This window comes from Streptomyces sp. NBC_01077 (assembly GCF_045162855.1).
Classification (GTDB): Bacteria; Actinomycetota; Actinomycetes; order Streptomycetales; family Streptomycetaceae; genus Streptomyces.
Window position 1 is genome coordinate 5,724,454 of sequence record NZ_CP108669.1, and the last position, 13,207, is coordinate 5,737,660.

The 13,207-nt window shown below is 71.5% G+C and carries 16 protein-coding genes and 3 tRNA genes; 13 read left to right on the plus strand and 6 right to left on the minus strand.

The genetic code is table 11. The features are described 5' to 3' along the window. The first annotated feature begins 3 nt into the window (after positions 1-3). The 4 genes from mscL to OG462_RS25935 all read left to right on the plus strand — a co-directional run bounded on the left by mscL (position 4) and on the right by OG462_RS25935 (position 2,964). A complete protein-coding gene (mscL, locus tag OG462_RS25920; protein ID WP_406061175.1) occupies positions 4-459 on the plus strand; it encodes a large conductance mechanosensitive channel protein MscL in 456 nt (151 codons plus the stop codon). A gap of 203 nt (positions 460-662) precedes the next feature. After that, positions 663-1,526 (plus strand): zinc metalloprotease HtpX, encoded by an 864-nt coding sequence (htpX, locus tag OG462_RS25925; RefSeq protein ID WP_406061177.1) that lies wholly within the window; start codon positions 663-665, stop codon positions 1,524-1,526. Beyond that, complete coding sequence (locus OG462_RS25930) at positions 1,523-1,939, plus strand: YccF domain-containing protein (RefSeq protein ID WP_406061179.1); 417 nt, start codon at positions 1,523-1,525, stop codon at positions 1,937-1,939. The genes htpX and OG462_RS25930 overlap by 4 nt, the downstream gene beginning before the upstream one ends. A gap of 8 nt (positions 1,940-1,947) precedes the next feature. Then, a complete protein-coding gene (locus OG462_RS25935; protein WP_406061180.1) occupies positions 1,948-2,964 on the plus strand; it encodes a hypothetical protein in 1,017 nt (338 codons plus the stop codon). On the opposite strand, the gene OG462_RS25940 is transcribed toward OG462_RS25935, so the two are convergent. The 4 genes from OG462_RS25940 to OG462_RS25955 all read right to left on the minus strand — a co-directional run bounded on the left by OG462_RS25940 (position 2,930) and on the right by OG462_RS25955 (position 5,924). Continuing rightward, positions 2,930-4,168, minus strand: a complete 1,239-nt coding sequence (locus tag OG462_RS25940) for an APC family permease (RefSeq protein ID WP_406061182.1) — start codon at positions 4,166-4,168, stop codon at positions 2,930-2,932. The genes OG462_RS25935 and OG462_RS25940 overlap by 35 nt on opposite strands. Before the next feature lie 10 nt (positions 4,169-4,178). After that, positions 4,179-4,835 (minus strand): alpha-ketoglutarate-dependent dioxygenase AlkB family protein, encoded by a 657-nt coding sequence (locus OG462_RS25945; protein WP_406061184.1) that lies wholly within the window; start codon positions 4,833-4,835, stop codon positions 4,179-4,181. Then, positions 4,832-5,329, minus strand: a complete 498-nt coding sequence (locus OG462_RS25950; RefSeq protein ID WP_406061185.1) for a methylated-DNA--[protein]-cysteine S-methyltransferase — start codon at positions 5,327-5,329, stop codon at positions 4,832-4,834. Before OG462_RS25950 ends, OG462_RS25945 begins: the two co-directional genes overlap by 4 nt. Before the next feature lie 103 nt (positions 5,330-5,432). Continuing rightward, positions 5,433-5,924, minus strand: coding sequence for a YajQ family cyclic di-GMP-binding protein (locus OG462_RS25955; RefSeq protein ID WP_406061187.1), 492 nt, complete (start codon positions 5,922-5,924; stop codon positions 5,433-5,435). Positions 5,925-6,094: 170 nt separating this feature from the next. Between OG462_RS25955 and OG462_RS25960 the strand changes: the two genes are divergently transcribed. After that, a tRNA-Tyr gene (locus OG462_RS25960) sits at positions 6,095-6,176 on the plus strand. Positions 6,177-6,244: 68 nt separating this feature from the next. On the opposite strand, the gene OG462_RS25965 is transcribed toward OG462_RS25960, so the two are convergent. Then, positions 6,245-6,901: an NAD(P)H-binding protein gene (locus OG462_RS25965; RefSeq protein WP_406061189.1), complete on the minus strand. Its 657-nt coding sequence runs from the start codon at positions 6,899-6,901 to the stop codon at positions 6,245-6,247. A gap of 2 nt (positions 6,902-6,903) precedes the next feature. After that, complete coding sequence (locus tag OG462_RS25970; protein ID WP_406061191.1) at positions 6,904-8,184, minus strand: amidohydrolase family protein; 1,281 nt, start codon at positions 8,182-8,184, stop codon at positions 6,904-6,906. A 209-nt stretch (positions 8,185-8,393) separates the two neighbouring features. Here OG462_RS25970 and OG462_RS25975 point away from each other — a divergent pair. The 8 genes from OG462_RS25975 to OG462_RS26010 all read left to right on the plus strand — a co-directional run bounded on the left by OG462_RS25975 (position 8,394) and on the right by OG462_RS26010 (position 13,202). Beyond that, positions 8,394-8,466, plus strand: a tRNA-Thr gene (locus tag OG462_RS25975). A 43-nt stretch (positions 8,467-8,509) separates the two neighbouring features. Further along, positions 8,510-8,582: transfer RNA gene (locus OG462_RS25980), tRNA-Met, on the plus strand. 86 nt (positions 8,583-8,668) lie between these two features. After that, positions 8,669-8,833 (plus strand): 50S ribosomal protein L33, encoded by a 165-nt coding sequence (rpmG, locus tag OG462_RS25985; RefSeq protein ID WP_003956487.1) that lies wholly within the window; start codon positions 8,669-8,671, stop codon positions 8,831-8,833. Positions 8,834-8,915: 82 nt separating this feature from the next. Beyond that, the gene (locus tag OG462_RS25990; protein ID WP_406061193.1) at positions 8,916-9,368 is read left to right on the plus strand and encodes a MaoC family dehydratase N-terminal domain-containing protein; all 453 of its coding nucleotides are present in this window, start codon (positions 8,916-8,918) and stop codon (positions 9,366-9,368) included. A 2-nt stretch (positions 9,369-9,370) separates the two neighbouring features. Beyond that, positions 9,371-9,799, plus strand: coding sequence for a MaoC family dehydratase (locus OG462_RS25995; protein WP_406061195.1), 429 nt, complete (start codon positions 9,371-9,373; stop codon positions 9,797-9,799). 107 nt (positions 9,800-9,906) lie between these two features. Then, on the plus strand, positions 9,907-10,476 hold the full coding sequence (locus OG462_RS26000) for a TetR/AcrR family transcriptional regulator (protein WP_406061197.1): 570 nt from the start codon (positions 9,907-9,909) through the stop codon (positions 10,474-10,476). Positions 10,477-10,576: 100 nt separating this feature from the next. Further along, on the plus strand, positions 10,577-12,022 hold the full coding sequence (locus OG462_RS26005) for an MFS transporter (RefSeq protein ID WP_406061199.1): 1,446 nt from the start codon (positions 10,577-10,579) through the stop codon (positions 12,020-12,022). 97 nt (positions 12,023-12,119) lie between these two features. Then, positions 12,120-13,202 (plus strand): UDP-N-acetylmuramate dehydrogenase, encoded by a 1,083-nt coding sequence (locus OG462_RS26010; protein WP_406066717.1) that lies wholly within the window; start codon positions 12,120-12,122, stop codon positions 13,200-13,202. Positions 13,203-13,207: the final 5 nt, after the last annotated feature.

The following is a 13,207-nucleotide window of genomic DNA, read 5'->3' on the forward strand; positions in this document are numbered from 1 at the left end:
ACCGTGCTGAACGGATTCAAGGACTTCATACTGCGCGGGAACGTCATCTCGATGGCCATCGGTCTGGCCGTCGGAACGGCGTTCACGGCCGTCGTCACGGGCTTCAGCAAGGCCTTCATCACCCCGCTCATCGGTCTCGCGACCGGATCCGTCGGTGACTTCAGCGAGGCGAAGTTCAGCGTCGGCAAGACCGTCTTCCCCTACGGCCTCGCCATCTCGGCCGCCATAGCCTTCGTCATCACCGCCGCGGTCCTCTACTTCCTGATCGTCGCCCCGCTGGCGAAGGTCCAGGAGAGGTTCGCGAAGGAGGAGGCCGCCGACCCCAAGGCCGAGAAGCGCGACTGTCCCCGCTGCTTCACCGAGATCCCGGCCGTCGCCTCCCGCTGTGCCCACTGCACGAGCGAGGTCGAGCCCGTCGCCACCACCCTGGAGAAGCTGAGCGTCCCGGCGGCCCGCTGATCACCTCCCGGCTGATCGCCTCCCGCCGATCACCCGAACGGCCCACAGCGCCCCCGGTGCGGCCGGGGGAACCCGAACCTCCCGCCTGGCGTTGACCAGTACGGAAGGGTCCACTGGACCTGGGGGTCCCTCCCGGACGAAGTCCGGGGGCGGACCACCACGAAGCAAAGGGTTCCCCTGCCGCACCACTTGGAGGGCGTACCGTGCACCGCCGGCACAACGGGCTGAGGACCGCCGTACTCCTCGGAGGGCTCTCCGCCCTCATCATCGTCATCGGCAGCTTCTTCGGACGTACGGGGCTGATCGTCGCGCTGTTCGTGGCGCTCGGCACCAACGCGTACGCGTACTGGAACAGCGACAAGCTGGCGTTGCGGGCCATGCGCGCCCGGCCGGTCAGCGAGTTCGAGGCCCCCGCGCTCTACAAGATGGTGCGGGAGCTGTCCACGCAGGCGCGTCAGCCCATGCCACGGCTCTACATCTCACCGACCCAGGCGCCCAACGCCTTCGCGACCGGCCGCAACCCGCGCAACGCGGCGGTCTGCTGCACCGAGGGCATCCTCGCGATCCTCGACGAGCGCGAGCTGCGCGGGGTCATCGGCCACGAGCTGAGCCATGTCTACAACCGGGACATCCTCATCTCCTCGGTCGCCGGAGCACTCGCCTCCGTGATCATGTTCCTGGTCAACTTCGCCTGGCTGATCCCGGTCGGCCGCTCCAGCGACGACGACGGACCGGGCATCCTCGGTTACCTCCTGGTCCTCATCCTCGGCCCGATCGCCGCCTCGATCATCCAGCTGGCCATCTCCCGCTCCCGCGAGTACGAGGCCGACGCCTCGGGATCCCAGCTCACCGGCGACCCGCTCGCCCTCGCCAGCGCCCTGCGGAAGCTCGACGCGGGCACCAAACAGCTGCCGCTGCCCGCCGAGCCCCGGATCGAGACCGCGAGCCACATGATGATCGCGAACCCGTTCGGGCCCGGAAAGGGCCTGTCCAAGATGTTCTCCACCCATCCGCCGATGGCCGAGCGGATCGCTCGGCTCGAACAGATGGCAGGTCGACGCCCGTGAAGACGATCCTCAACGTCATATGGCTGATCCTCTGCGGATTCTGGATGTTCCTCGGCTACATGCTCGCGGGCGTCCTGCTCTGCATCACGATCATCGGTATCCCCTTCGGACTGGCCGCCTTCCGTATCGGGATCTACGCACTGTGGCCCTTCGGGTACACGGTCGTGGACCGCCGCGACGCGGGCGCGCCCTCCTGCGTGGGCAACGTCCTGTGGCTGATCCTGGCCGGCTGGTGGCTCGCCCTCGGCCACATCACCACCGGCATCGTCCTGTGCATCACGATCATCGGCATCCCGCTCGGCATCGCGAACTTCAAGTTGATCCCGGTGTCGCTGCTGCCGCTCGGCAAGGAGATCGTCCGGACGGACGAGGCGTACGGCGCATACGGCGCGTACGACCGGCAGGGCCACTGAGGGCACCGGTGCACAACCCGAGGTACTGCCTGGTCTCCGGCATGTACGCGGTCGCCGTCTGCCAGGACGTCGACGGCCTGTACGGGGACCCCGCCCCGCCGCCACGTGCCGTCCACGAGCTCCGCGGCTGCGAACCGCGCGGGGACCTGGCCCGGGCCGTCACCCAGGCCGTCGTCGAGGGCTCGGCCCCGTTCGGCAGGCTCCACGTCCAGACCCACGACGGCCTCGCGTGGTTCTTCGAAGAGGTCCGCGTCCTCGGCGCGCGCGGTGACGTCGTCACCGTCGAGTCCTCGGGCCCGCCCCGGCGGGCGTACGGCGGGCACGGCGCCCTCCCCTGCGCCCACCTGGTCCCCGTCGCGCCGGAACCACTCGGGCGGACCCACACCGAGGTCACCTTCCTCGGCTGCTCCCCGCGCGGCGGGCTCCGTGACGCCCTGGCCGCCGGCCAGGTGGAGTTCGAGGCCGTCCGCTACCAGGTCCTCTCCTGGGTCGGGAGCGTGCACCACGAGGCCGAGGCGGGCCGCGTCACCGGCTGGGGCACCTCCGCCCGCCACCACGACCTCGTCGACCTCACCGTGGCCTTCCCCCGGGCGGGCCTGATCCCGCACCAGTCCCGGGAGGTCTGGGACCTGTGGCACCGCGACCGGCCCGCCGAGCCGGGCACCTGGCGGCGGTTCACCGGAGCGGCGCGCGGCGAGTGGCTGAAGCAGGCCGCCCGCCGGTCGTACGGCGCCCCGGAGATCACCCCGGGAGCCACGTACCACCTGCACGGGGCCGACGTCGTCGACGAGGACTCGTTCCTGTGCGCCCTCGGGGAGGCCGTGCACGGCCCCGGCCGCAGCCTCGGCGTGGGGGCGCCCAGGGCGATCGGCGAGCAGCTGGCGGGCACCACCCTCGTCTGGCACCGGGCCGACGTGGCCCGCGCCTGCCTGGGCGTCCTGCCGTACGCCGACCGCCGCCCCGCCACCTTCCAGGAGTTCGTCGACGGCTTCAGGGACGCGGGGGTGCGGCTCGTCCTCGACTGACGGCCCAGGCCACCACCCCGGCGGCGACGACCGCGGACCCGACGAAAACCGACCCGAGCGGCAGCGCGAACGCGAGCGCCGCGCACCCCCCGAGGCCGAGCGCGGCGAGAGGCCGGAGCGCCGGCCCCAGGGTCCAGGCGGAGGCGTTCGCGATGCCGTAGTAGACGAGCACCCCGAAGGACGAGAATCCGATCGCGCCCCGCACGTCCGCCGTCGCCGCCACGACGGCCACCACGGCGCCCACCGCGAGCTCGGCCCGGTGCGGCACCTGGAACCGGGGGTGGACGGCTGCGAGTGCGGTCGGCAGATAGGCGTCCCGGGCCATCGCCAGGGTCGTACGGGACACCCCGAGGATCAGCGAGAGCAGCGAGCCGAGCGCCGCGACGACCGCCCCGACGGCGACGACCGGCACCAGCCAGGCGGCGCCCGCCGCCCGGGCCGTGTCCGTCAGCGGCGCGGGGGAGTCGGCGAGGGCCTCGGGGCCGAGGACGGTGAGCACGCTCACCGTCACGAGCGCGTAGACGGCGAGCGCGATCCCGAGCGCCACGGGCACGGCCCGGGGGATCGTCCGGGCCGGGTCGCGGACCTCCTCGCCGAGCGTGGCGATGCGCGCGTACCCCGCGAATGCGAAGAAGAGCAAACCCGCGGCCTGGAGCACCCCGCCGGTGGTGAGCTCCCCGCCGAGCGAGATCGGCTGCGTCCCACCGGCTCCGAAGCTCACCACGACGACAGCGGCGAGGACCGCGAGGACGAGCCCCACGATCGCCCGCGTGAGCAACGCGGACTTCTGAACTCCCCGGTAGTTGACGGCTGTCAGGGCCACCACGGCGGCCACCGCCACCGCGTGCGCCTGCTCCGGCCACGCGTACGCCCCGACGGTCAGCGCCATCGCCGCGCACGAGGCCGTCTTGCCGACCACGAACGCCCAGCCGGCCAGGTACCCCCAGAACGATCCGAGGCATTCGCGACCGTACACATAGGTGCCGCCCGAACTGGGGTACCGGGCCGCTAGCCGTGCCGAGGCCATGGCATTGCAGTACGCGACGACGGCGGCGATCCCGAGCGCCAGAAGCAGCCCGCCCCCGGACCCGGCGGCCCCCGCGGCGGGCCCGAGCGCGACGAAGATCCCGGCCCCGATCATGGCGCCGAGCCCGATCACGACCGCGTCGAAGACACCGAGGGACCGCCGCAGCTCAGCACTCATACGCCGCAGCCTAGGGGCTGTGTCCTGCTGATCGGTCCGTGCCCCGGAGCCCGGTCTCCCGCAGGGTGATGTTGAGTCGCCCGGTGAGCCCGAGCGCCGGATCGGCCGTCCCCGGATACACCTTCGGCACCCCGTGATGGACCCACCGCGAATCCCCGCCGAACACGAACAGGTCGCCGGAGGCCAGGTCGACGTCCTGGTACGGGCGGCCCCGGCTCTCCTCGTTGCCGAACCTGAACACGCACCGGTCCCCGAGGCTGAGCGACACCACCGGCGCGTCCGAACGCTCCTCGCGGTCCTGGTGCATGCCCATCCGCGCCCCCGGCGCGTAGAAGTTCACGAGCGCGGTGTCGGGAGTGAATCCGCCGTCGTCCCCGTACGCCTCGGCGAGCGCCTCCCGGCCCAGGGCCACCAGCCAACCGGGCAACGGGACACCGACGGAGTCGAGATACCGGTACGGCACCCACTGCCGGCCCAGACACAGCGACCGCACCGACATCACACCCCCGCCGGGCAGCACGGTCTGCCGGTACGGCACCGGCCCGCGCCCCCACTCACGGCAGACGCCCACCAACTCCCGCTGCCGCGCGAACGGGAGCCACGCGGGCACGTGCACGGCGCCGGGCGCGACCGTCGCCCGCTCGCGGGGAAACAGCCCCTCGGTCACACCGGGGCTCCCTCCAGGCCGAGGAGCCGCTCCTTGCGCTCAAGTCCCGCCGCGTACCCGCGCAGACTCCCGTCCGCTCCGATCACCCGGTGACATGGCCGCACCACGAGCAGCGGATTGCGCCCGATCGCGGTCCCCACGGCCCGTACCCCGGCGCCCGCGGAACCGACCCGCCGGGCGATCTCCCCGTACGAGACGGTCGTGCCGTACGGGATCTCCTCCAGGGCCCGCCAGACGCGCCGCTGGAACTCGGTCCCGGCGTCGCCGTCGAGCGGAAGGTCGAACCGGTCGCGCCGCCCGTCGAAGTACTCCCCGAGCTGCCCGGCGACGTCCGCGAAGGCCTCGGGCGCCAGGATCCACCCGTCCTCGACCTCGACGGCACCCTTCTGCCCCGGCAGGGACAGCGAGCGCAACACGGCACGGCCCCCTTCGGCGAGCTGCCCGACCAGCAGCATCTCGCCCAGGGGGCCGTCGACGTACGCGTACACGGTCATGACTGGTTCCTCTCCCCGCACGGGTCTTCCACGTCCAGTGTGCGGGGCCCGCCGAGCCTCGGGCTGGCGGTATTCGGACACGAGCCTCGACCGGGCGGCAGGGTCAGCGGTAGTTCACGAACTGGATCGCGAACTCGAAGTCCTTGCCCTTGAGCAGCGTCTGCACGGCCTGCAGGTCGTCCCGGCTCTTCGAGCTGACCCGCAGCTCGTCACCCTGGACCTGCGCCTTGACGCCCTTGGGGCCCTCGTCGCGGATGGCCTTCGCGACCTTCTTGGCGTTCTCCTGGGAGATGCCCTCGGTGACCGACGCGAAGAGCTTGTACTCCTTGCCGGACAGCTGCGGCTCACCCTCGACGTCCAGCGACTTCAGCGAGATCCCGCGCTTGATCAGCTTGGTCTGGAAGATGTCGAGGATCGCCAGGACGCGCTCCTCGCCGTTCGCCTGCATGAGGATCTTCTCGCCCGACCACGAGATCGAGGCGTTGGTTCCCTTGAAGTCGTAGCGCTGGGAGATCTCCTTCACGGCCTGGTTGAGGGCGTTGTCGACCTCCTGCCGCTCGACCTTGGACACGATGTCGAAACTGGAGTCGGCCATGACTCGTGGCTCCTTGCTCGGATGCTGTGGGGTACGACCCAACCCTAGGGGGTGCACCACGGCCCGAACCGCTGATCAATCCGGTGGCGAACCACCCCCGGGGATCAGGTATTGTTTACGTCGTTGCCACGGAACACCGCCGAAAAGCGGCTCCACGGCAGCAGTCTCATGGCGATGTGCCCGAGTGGCCAATGGGAGCGGACTGTAAATCCGTCGGCTTAGCCTACCCAGGTTCGAATCCTGGCGTCGCCACGCGAAACGGAAGGTCCCCGGTGCTTGCACCGGGGACCTTCCTTCGTTTCTCGGGGGCCGACGGGGCCTCAGTTTCCGGCCACGTCCTTGACCGCGACCGAGAGCGGGGTCGAGCCCGCGACCAGTTCCAGGGTCAGGCCGGCCGTCGCCGGGGTGTCCAGGAGTTCGGCGAGGGTCGCGGCCACGTCGTCGCGGGGGACCGGGCCGCGGCCCGTGCGGGCCTCCAGACGGACCATGCCCGTGCCCGCGTCGTTCGTCAGGCTGCCGGGGCGCAGGATCGTCCAGTCCAGGTCCGCACGGGAGCGGACCTCGTCGTCGGCGGCTCCCTTCGCGCGCAGGTACGCGTCGAAGACGCCGTCACCCGCGTGCGTCGCGTCCGCGCCCATCGACGAGACGACGATGTAGCGGCGTACGCCCGCGCGTTCCGCCGCCTCGGCGAACAGGACGGCCGCCGCGCGGTCCACCGTGTCCTTGCGGTCCGCGCCGCTGCCCGCGCCCGCGCCGGCCGCGAAGACGGCCGCGTCGGCGCCTTGCAGCACGGCGGCGACCATCTCGACCGACGCCGACTCCAGGTCCAGGACGACGGGCTCGGCCCCCGCGTCCCGCAGGTCTCCGGCCTGTTCCGGTTTGCGGATGATTCCCGCGACCTCGTGCCCGCCCGCCGAGAGCAGCCTCTCCAGGCGCAGGGCGATCTGTCCGTGTCCTCCAGCGATGACGATGCGCATACTCACGACCGTACGACGGGACCGGCCGGAGGGCTTCCCGGCTCGGGCGGCCGCTCCGGGCGCGCCTGGCGCGGCAGGTCGAGTGCCGCCGCCGAGTCGCAGTACTCCCGCACCGCGCTCGTCCGGGCCACCACCCGCCCACGGTGCACCACGATCCGGCTGTACGCGAGCGACAGCACGCCCGACAGGCGCTCGCCGCGCACCGCGAGGAGCTCCGCCGGGAAACCGGCCTCCACCCGCACCTCGGGCAGCCCCATCGCCGCCCGCGCCTCCGCGCTCACCGCCCCGTACGCCGCCTCCGGCGGCAGCCCGCCGAGCGAGGCGAGGAGGTACGCCGCCTCCAGCGGATCCCCGCGCCCCACCGGGTTGGCCACGTCCCGCATCGCCCCGCTGCCCGCCGCGACCCGCACCCCGGCCGCCCGCAGCAGCCGTACCGGTGCCGCCCCGCGCCGCTCCGTACCCCCGCAGCCGCCCTGCGGCAGGCACACCACCGTCACGCCGGCCGCCGCGAGTCCGTCCGCCGCCCGCCGCGCCACGTCGGAGGGGAGCCGGCCGAGGCCCGCGCACGGTCCGATCGTCACGCCGGGCCGCAGCCCGCCGGCCATCGCCGCGAGCCGGGCGAGCCGGGCCGGGTCGTCCCCGTCGGTGTGCAGATCGACCGGCACACTGTGCTCGGCCGCGACCTCCAGGACCGCCTCGACGTAGCCGGTCGGGTCCGGGTCGAGGTCCGGGCAGCCGCCGACGACCCCGGCGCCCATCTTCACCGCGTCCCGAAGCATCGCCAGGCCGTCCGCGCCCGCCACCCCGGTGAGCAGCCGGGGCACGGCCACGGTCGTGAGGTCGACGAGGCCGCGCAGCGAACGCCGGGCCTGCAGCACGGCCTCCAGCGGCCCGAGGCCCTGCACGCCGCCGATCCGCACGTGCGCGCGGAGCGCGGTCGCGCCGTGGCCGAGCTGAAGCAGCGCCGCCTCGGTGGCCCGGCGCTGCACCTCCTCGGGGGCGTACGAGACGGGCCCGGGGGAGTCGGCGGAGAGCGCGGTGTCGGAGTGGGCGTGGGGTTCGGCGGCGGCGGGCAGCAGCAGATAGCCGGCGAGGTCCACGCGCGCGCCCACGGCGGTGAGGCTGCCGGCCGTGCCGACCGCCTCGATCCGGCCGCCGACGAGCCGTACGTCGACGGTCCGCCCGTCGGTGAGCCGTGCGTGGGAGAGCAGGAGCGAGGTCGAGTCGGCCGTGGTGGCGGCCCCGTCCTCGGGCGGCTGGGGCTGCTTGCTGTCGGCTGACATCGGGGGCTCCTTCAGGGCTCCTCAGATCAAGATCACGAAGCGTGGGAGCCGAGCCTAGGGGCGCTCGGACCGAGCTTCGAGGAGGAGCGCAATAGTCGTACCGATGAGGCCACGAGTGGCGTACGTGACGCCTGGTGAGGACCGTCGGGCGGGCGCCGCGAAACGGATTTGGGTGATGGGCCGGAGACCGTGTAATGTCTTCCTCGCTCGCCCCAATAGCTCAGTCGGTAGAGCGTCTCCATGGTAAGGAGAAGGTCTACGGTTCGATTCCGTATTGGGGCTCTGGTGAGAAGGACCCGTCTTCGGACGGGATCCGGATCATCAAAGCGGTGTAGCTCAGTCGGTAGAGCAAGCGGCTCATAATCGCTGTGTCACCGGTTCAAGTCCGGTCACCGCTACACACGGTAGCCGATTGTGGGGTCGGTCCTTCGATCGGCTACTCTTTTATGCGTTCATCCGTCCCATCCGTCCAAGGAGCACTCACGTGGCTGCCACCGACGTCCGCCCGAAGATCACGCTGGCCTGCGTGGAGTGCAAGGAGCGGAACTACATCACCAAGAAGAACCGGCGTAACAACCCGGACCGTCTTGAGATGAAGAAGCACTGCCCTCGCTGCAACTCGCACACGGCGCACCGCGAGACGCGCTAATCAGGCTCGTACACGAGGCCGTCCCCACTCGGGGGCGGCCTCGTGTCGTTTGTCGGCAACAAATCCAGGAGGTATCGAGTCCATGGCGCTCGACCAGTCCTTCGTGGGCCGGACCTATCCGCCCACCCCGCCCTACGAGGTCGGCCGCGAGAAGATCCGCGAGTTCGCCGAGGCGATCGGGGACGCGAATCCCGCCTACGTCGACCAGGAAGCGGCCAAGGAACTCGGGCATCCCGATGTGATCGCTCCGCCGACCTTTGTGTTCGCCATCACATTCAAGGCGGCCGGCGCGGTCGTCGAGGACCCCCAGCTGGGCCTCGACTACAGCCGGGTCGTCCACGGCGACCAGAAGTTCGTCTACACCCGGCCCGTGCGTGCCGGGGACCGGCTCTCGGTGACCTCCACCATCGAGGGGATCAAGTCCCTCGCCGGCAACGACGTCCTGGACATTCGCGGAGAGGTCCACGACGCCTCCGGCGAGCACGTCGTGACCGCCTGGACCAAGCTCGTCTCCCGCGCACCCGAGGGGGCCTGACCATGACCGCGAAGATCGCCTACGACGAGGTCGAGGTCGGCACCGAGCTGCCCGCGCAGACCTTCCCCGTGACGCGCGCCACGCTCGTCCGGTACGCCGGCGCCTCCGGTGACTTCAACCCCATCCACTGGAACGAGAAGTTCGCGGTGGGGGTCGGCCTCCCCGATGTCATCGCCCACGGCATGTTCACCATGGCCGAGGCGGTCCGCGTCGTCACCGACTGGGCCGGTGACCCCGCCGCCGTCGTCGAGTACGGCGTCCGCTTCACCAAGCCCGTCGTCGTCCCCAACGACGACCAGGGCGCGGTCATCCAGGTCAGCGCCAAGGTCGCCGCGAAGCTGGACGACCAGCAGGTGCGGGTCGACCTCGTCGCGATGTGCGCCGGCCAGAAGGTCCTGGGCATGTCCCGGGCCGTGGTCAGGCTCGCGTAGCGACACCGGTCGTCAGAAGACCGATCGCCAGGAGAGGGGTGGCCGCGGAAAGCGGTCGCCCCGATCTGCCCTTGACCAAGTTAGTGATTGAGTACTAACTTAGTCGCATGGTCAGAATGAGTGCGGAGGAACGGCGCGAGAGCGTCATCCGTGCGGCGATGAGCGAGTTCAGTCGCGGCGGGTACTACGGCACGTCCACCGAGGCGATCGCCAAGCGCGTCGGCGTCTCGCAGCCGTACCTCTTCCGGCTCTTCCCGGGCAAGAAGGCCATCTTCCTGGCCGCCTCCGAGCGCTGCATCAGTGACACCGTCCGTGTCTTCGAGGAGGCCTCGGAAGGGTTGTCCGGCGAGGAGGCCCTGCATGCCATGGCCAACGCGTACACCCGGATCATCACCGAGGAGCCCGAGCGGCTCCTGATGCAGATGCAGGTGTACGTGACCGTCGCCGCCGCCGAGGCGGCCGGCGAGCACGAGTTCGGCGAGGCCGTGCGGGCCGGCTGGATGGGGCTCTGGGAGACCGTCCACCTTGCGCTCGGTGCGGACACCGACGAGACCACGACCTTCCTGGCGTACGGGATGCTCATCAACGCCCTCGTCGCCATGGGCTTCCCGCCCGAGCATCGGGTCTGGGAGGGGTTCTACCCCTCCGCCCGCGTCCTCGGTCGTCTGGAGAAGTAGCGCCGCCGTCAGCTCTTGTACGTCCCCGCTCGCACGACCCGCTCTTTCATGGGCGCGTAAGTTAGTCATCAATAACTAACCTGAGATCTGAGGGGCAGTAATGAACCAGCCCGCAGCCCGCCGCGGTTCCGTCGCCTGGGCGCTCGTCATCACCAGCGTCGCCGGCTTCATGGCGGCCCTCGACAACCTCGTCGTCACCACCGCCCTCCCCTCGATCCGCGAGGACCTCGGCGGAGCACTGCACGACCTCGAATGGACAGTGAGCGCGTACACCCTCACCTTCGCCGTCCTGCTCATGTTCGGCGCGGCCCTCGGCGACCGCTTCGGCCGCCGCCGTCTCTTCATCGTCGGACTCACCGTCTTCACCGGCGCTTCCGCCGCGGCCGGGCTCGCCCCCGGCATCGACGCCCTGATCGCCGCCCGCGCCGTCCAGGGCGTCGGCGCCGCGATCATGATGCCGCTCACGCTGACCCTGCTCACCGCGGCCGTCCCGGCCGCCAAGCGAGGGATGGCCTTCGGCATCTGGGGCGCCGTCCAGGGACTCGCCGTCGCCTCCGGCCCGCTCATCGGCGGCACGCTCACCGAACACATCTCCTGGCAGTGGATCTTCTGGCTGAACGTCCCGCTCGGCCTCGCCCTGCTGCCGCTCGCCCGGCTGCGCCTGGCCGAGTCGCACGGCACCGGGGCCCGCCTCGACATCGCCGGCACGCTCCTCGCCAGCGGCGGCCTGTTCGGCATCGTCTACGCGCTGATCCGCGGCCCGATCGACGGCTGGACCTCCCTGACCGTCCTCACCGGACTGATCGCCGGCTCCGCGCTCATCGGCGGGTTCATCCACCACGGCATCCACGGCAAGGCGCCGATGCTGCCCATGCGGCTCTTCCGCAACCGCGCCTTCTCCGGGATCAACGCGGCCAGCCTGCTGATGTTCCTCGGCATGTTCGGCTCGATCTTCCTGCTCAGCCAGTACATGCAGGGCGTGCTCGGCTACTCGCCCACCGAGGCCGGGCTGCGGATGCTGCCCTGGACCGGAATGCCGATGATCGTCGCGCCGCTCGCGGGCGCCCTCTCCGACCGGATCGGCGGCCGCCCGGTCGTCGCCGCGGGCCTCGCCCTCCAGGCGATCGGCCTCGCCTGGTTCGCGCTCGTCGTGACCGCCGACGCCTCGTACGCCGTCCAGCTCCCCGCCCTCGTCGTGAGCGGCATCGGCATGGCGCTGTACTTCGCGCCGGCGGCCAACCTCGTGATGTCCAGCGTCCGCCCGTCCGAGCAGGGCATCGCGTCCGGCGCCAACAACGCGCTCCGCGAGGTCGGCGGCGCCCTCGGCGTCGCCGTGATGGCCTCGATCTTCGCCGCCCAGGGCGGGTACGAGTCCGGCCAGAGCTTCGTCGACGGCCTGGAACCCGCACTGTGGGTCGGCGCCGGTGCGGTGGCGCTCGGCGCGGTCGCGGTGCTCTTCGCCCCGTCGCGGCGCCAGGAGGCACGGCGCAAGGCCGAGGCGGAGGCCGCGGCCGAGGCGACGGAGAAGGACCTGATCACCGCGTGACGACGGGGGCGACACCGCGTCGGGTACGGCCCCGCCAGGAGTGGCGGGGCCGTCCGCCTTTCCCGTGGCACAGCCGTCCGCCTTTCTCACGGCGCGGATGAAGGCCCGTACTCTTGAGCGCGTGCAGGAACTCCACGACGCCCCCCTCGCCCCCCTGACCACCTTCCGGCTCGGCGGCCCCGCCGCCCGGCTCGTCACGGCCACGACCGACGACGAGGTGATCGCCGCCGTCCGTGAGGCGGACGCCGCCGGCACCCCGCTGCTGGTCATCGGCGGCGGTTCCAACCTGGTCATCGGCGACAAGGGCTTCGACGGCACCGCCCTGCGCATCGCGACCGAGGGCTTCGCCCTCGACGGGACGCGGCTGGAGCTCGCCGCCGGTGAGGTCTGGACGGACGCCGTCGCCCGGACCGTCGAGGCCGGGCTCGCCGGGATCGAGTGCCTGGCCGGCATCCCCGGCTCGGCAGGCGCGACCCCGATCCAGAACGTCGGCGCGTACGGGCAGGACGTCTCCGCCACCGTGACCGAGGTCGTCGCCTACGACCGGCGCGCCGAGGAGACCGTCACCCTCACCAACGCCGAGTGCGCCTTCTCGTACCGCCACAGCCTCTTCAAGGACCACCCCGAGCGCTATGTGGTGCTCCGGGTCCGCTTCGAGCTGGAGGACGCGGACGGTCTTTCCGCGCCGATCAAGTACTCCGAGACCGCCCGCGCCCTCGGCGTCGGGGCAGGAGACCGGGTGCCGCTCGCGCAGGCCCGCGAAACCGTGCTGCGACTGCGCGCCGGCAAGGGCATGGTCCTGGACCCGGCGGACCACGACACCTGGTCCGCCGGCTCCTTCTTCACCAACCCGATCCTCACGGCGGGGGAGTACGAGACCTTCCTCACGCGTGTGGCCGGGCGGCTCGGCGCGGACGTCACCCCGCCGGCCTTCCCCACGAGCGAGGACGGCGCGGTGAAGACCTCCGCCGCCTGGCTGATCGACAAGGCCGGGTTCACCAAGGGATACGGCTCCGGGCCCGCGCGGATCTCCACCAAGCACACGCTCGCGCTGACCAACCGGGGCGAGGCGAGCGCCGAGGACCTGCTCGCGCTGGCCCGTGAGGTCGTCGCCGGGGTCCACGAGGCCTTCGGGATCACCCTGGTGAACGAGCCCGTCACGGTGGGCGTCGCGCTCTAGTCGGG

What these genes read in the sequence shown, in the direction of transcription:
- OG462_RS25965 (WP_406061189.1), bottom strand. Translation starts at nt 6,901, where the DNA reads ATGCGCATCGTCATCGCTGGAGGACACGGACAGATCGCCCTGCGCCTG.
- OG462_RS25955 (WP_406061187.1), bottom strand. Translation starts at nt 5,924, where the DNA reads ATGGCCGACTCCAGTTTCGACATCGTGTCCAAGGTCGAGCGGCAGGAG.
- OG462_RS25995 (WP_406061195.1), top strand. Translation starts at nt 9,371, where the DNA reads ATGACCGCGAAGATCGCCTACGACGAGGTCGAGGTCGGCACCGAGCTG.
- OG462_RS26005 (WP_406061199.1), top strand. Translation starts at nt 10,577, where the DNA reads ATGAACCAGCCCGCAGCCCGCCGCGGTTCCGTCGCCTGGGCGCTCGTC.
- OG462_RS26000 (WP_406061197.1), top strand. Translation starts at nt 9,907, where the DNA reads ATGGTCAGAATGAGTGCGGAGGAACGGCGCGAGAGCGTCATCCGTGCG.
- OG462_RS25990 (WP_406061193.1), top strand. Translation starts at nt 8,916, where the DNA reads ATGGCGCTCGACCAGTCCTTCGTGGGCCGGACCTATCCGCCCACCCCG.
- OG462_RS26010 (WP_406066717.1), top strand. Translation starts at nt 12,120, where the DNA reads ATGAAGGCCCGTACTCTTGAGCGCGTGCAGGAACTCCACGACGCCCCC.
- OG462_RS25970 (WP_406061191.1), bottom strand. Translation starts at nt 8,184, where the DNA reads ATGTCAGCCGACAGCAAGCAGCCCCAGCCGCCCGAGGACGGGGCCGCC.
- OG462_RS25940 (WP_406061182.1), bottom strand. Translation starts at nt 4,168, where the DNA reads ATGAGTGCTGAGCTGCGGCGGTCCCTCGGTGTCTTCGACGCGGTCGTG.
- OG462_RS25950 (WP_406061185.1), bottom strand. Translation starts at nt 5,329, where the DNA reads ATGACCGTGTACGCGTACGTCGACGGCCCCCTGGGCGAGATGCTGCTG.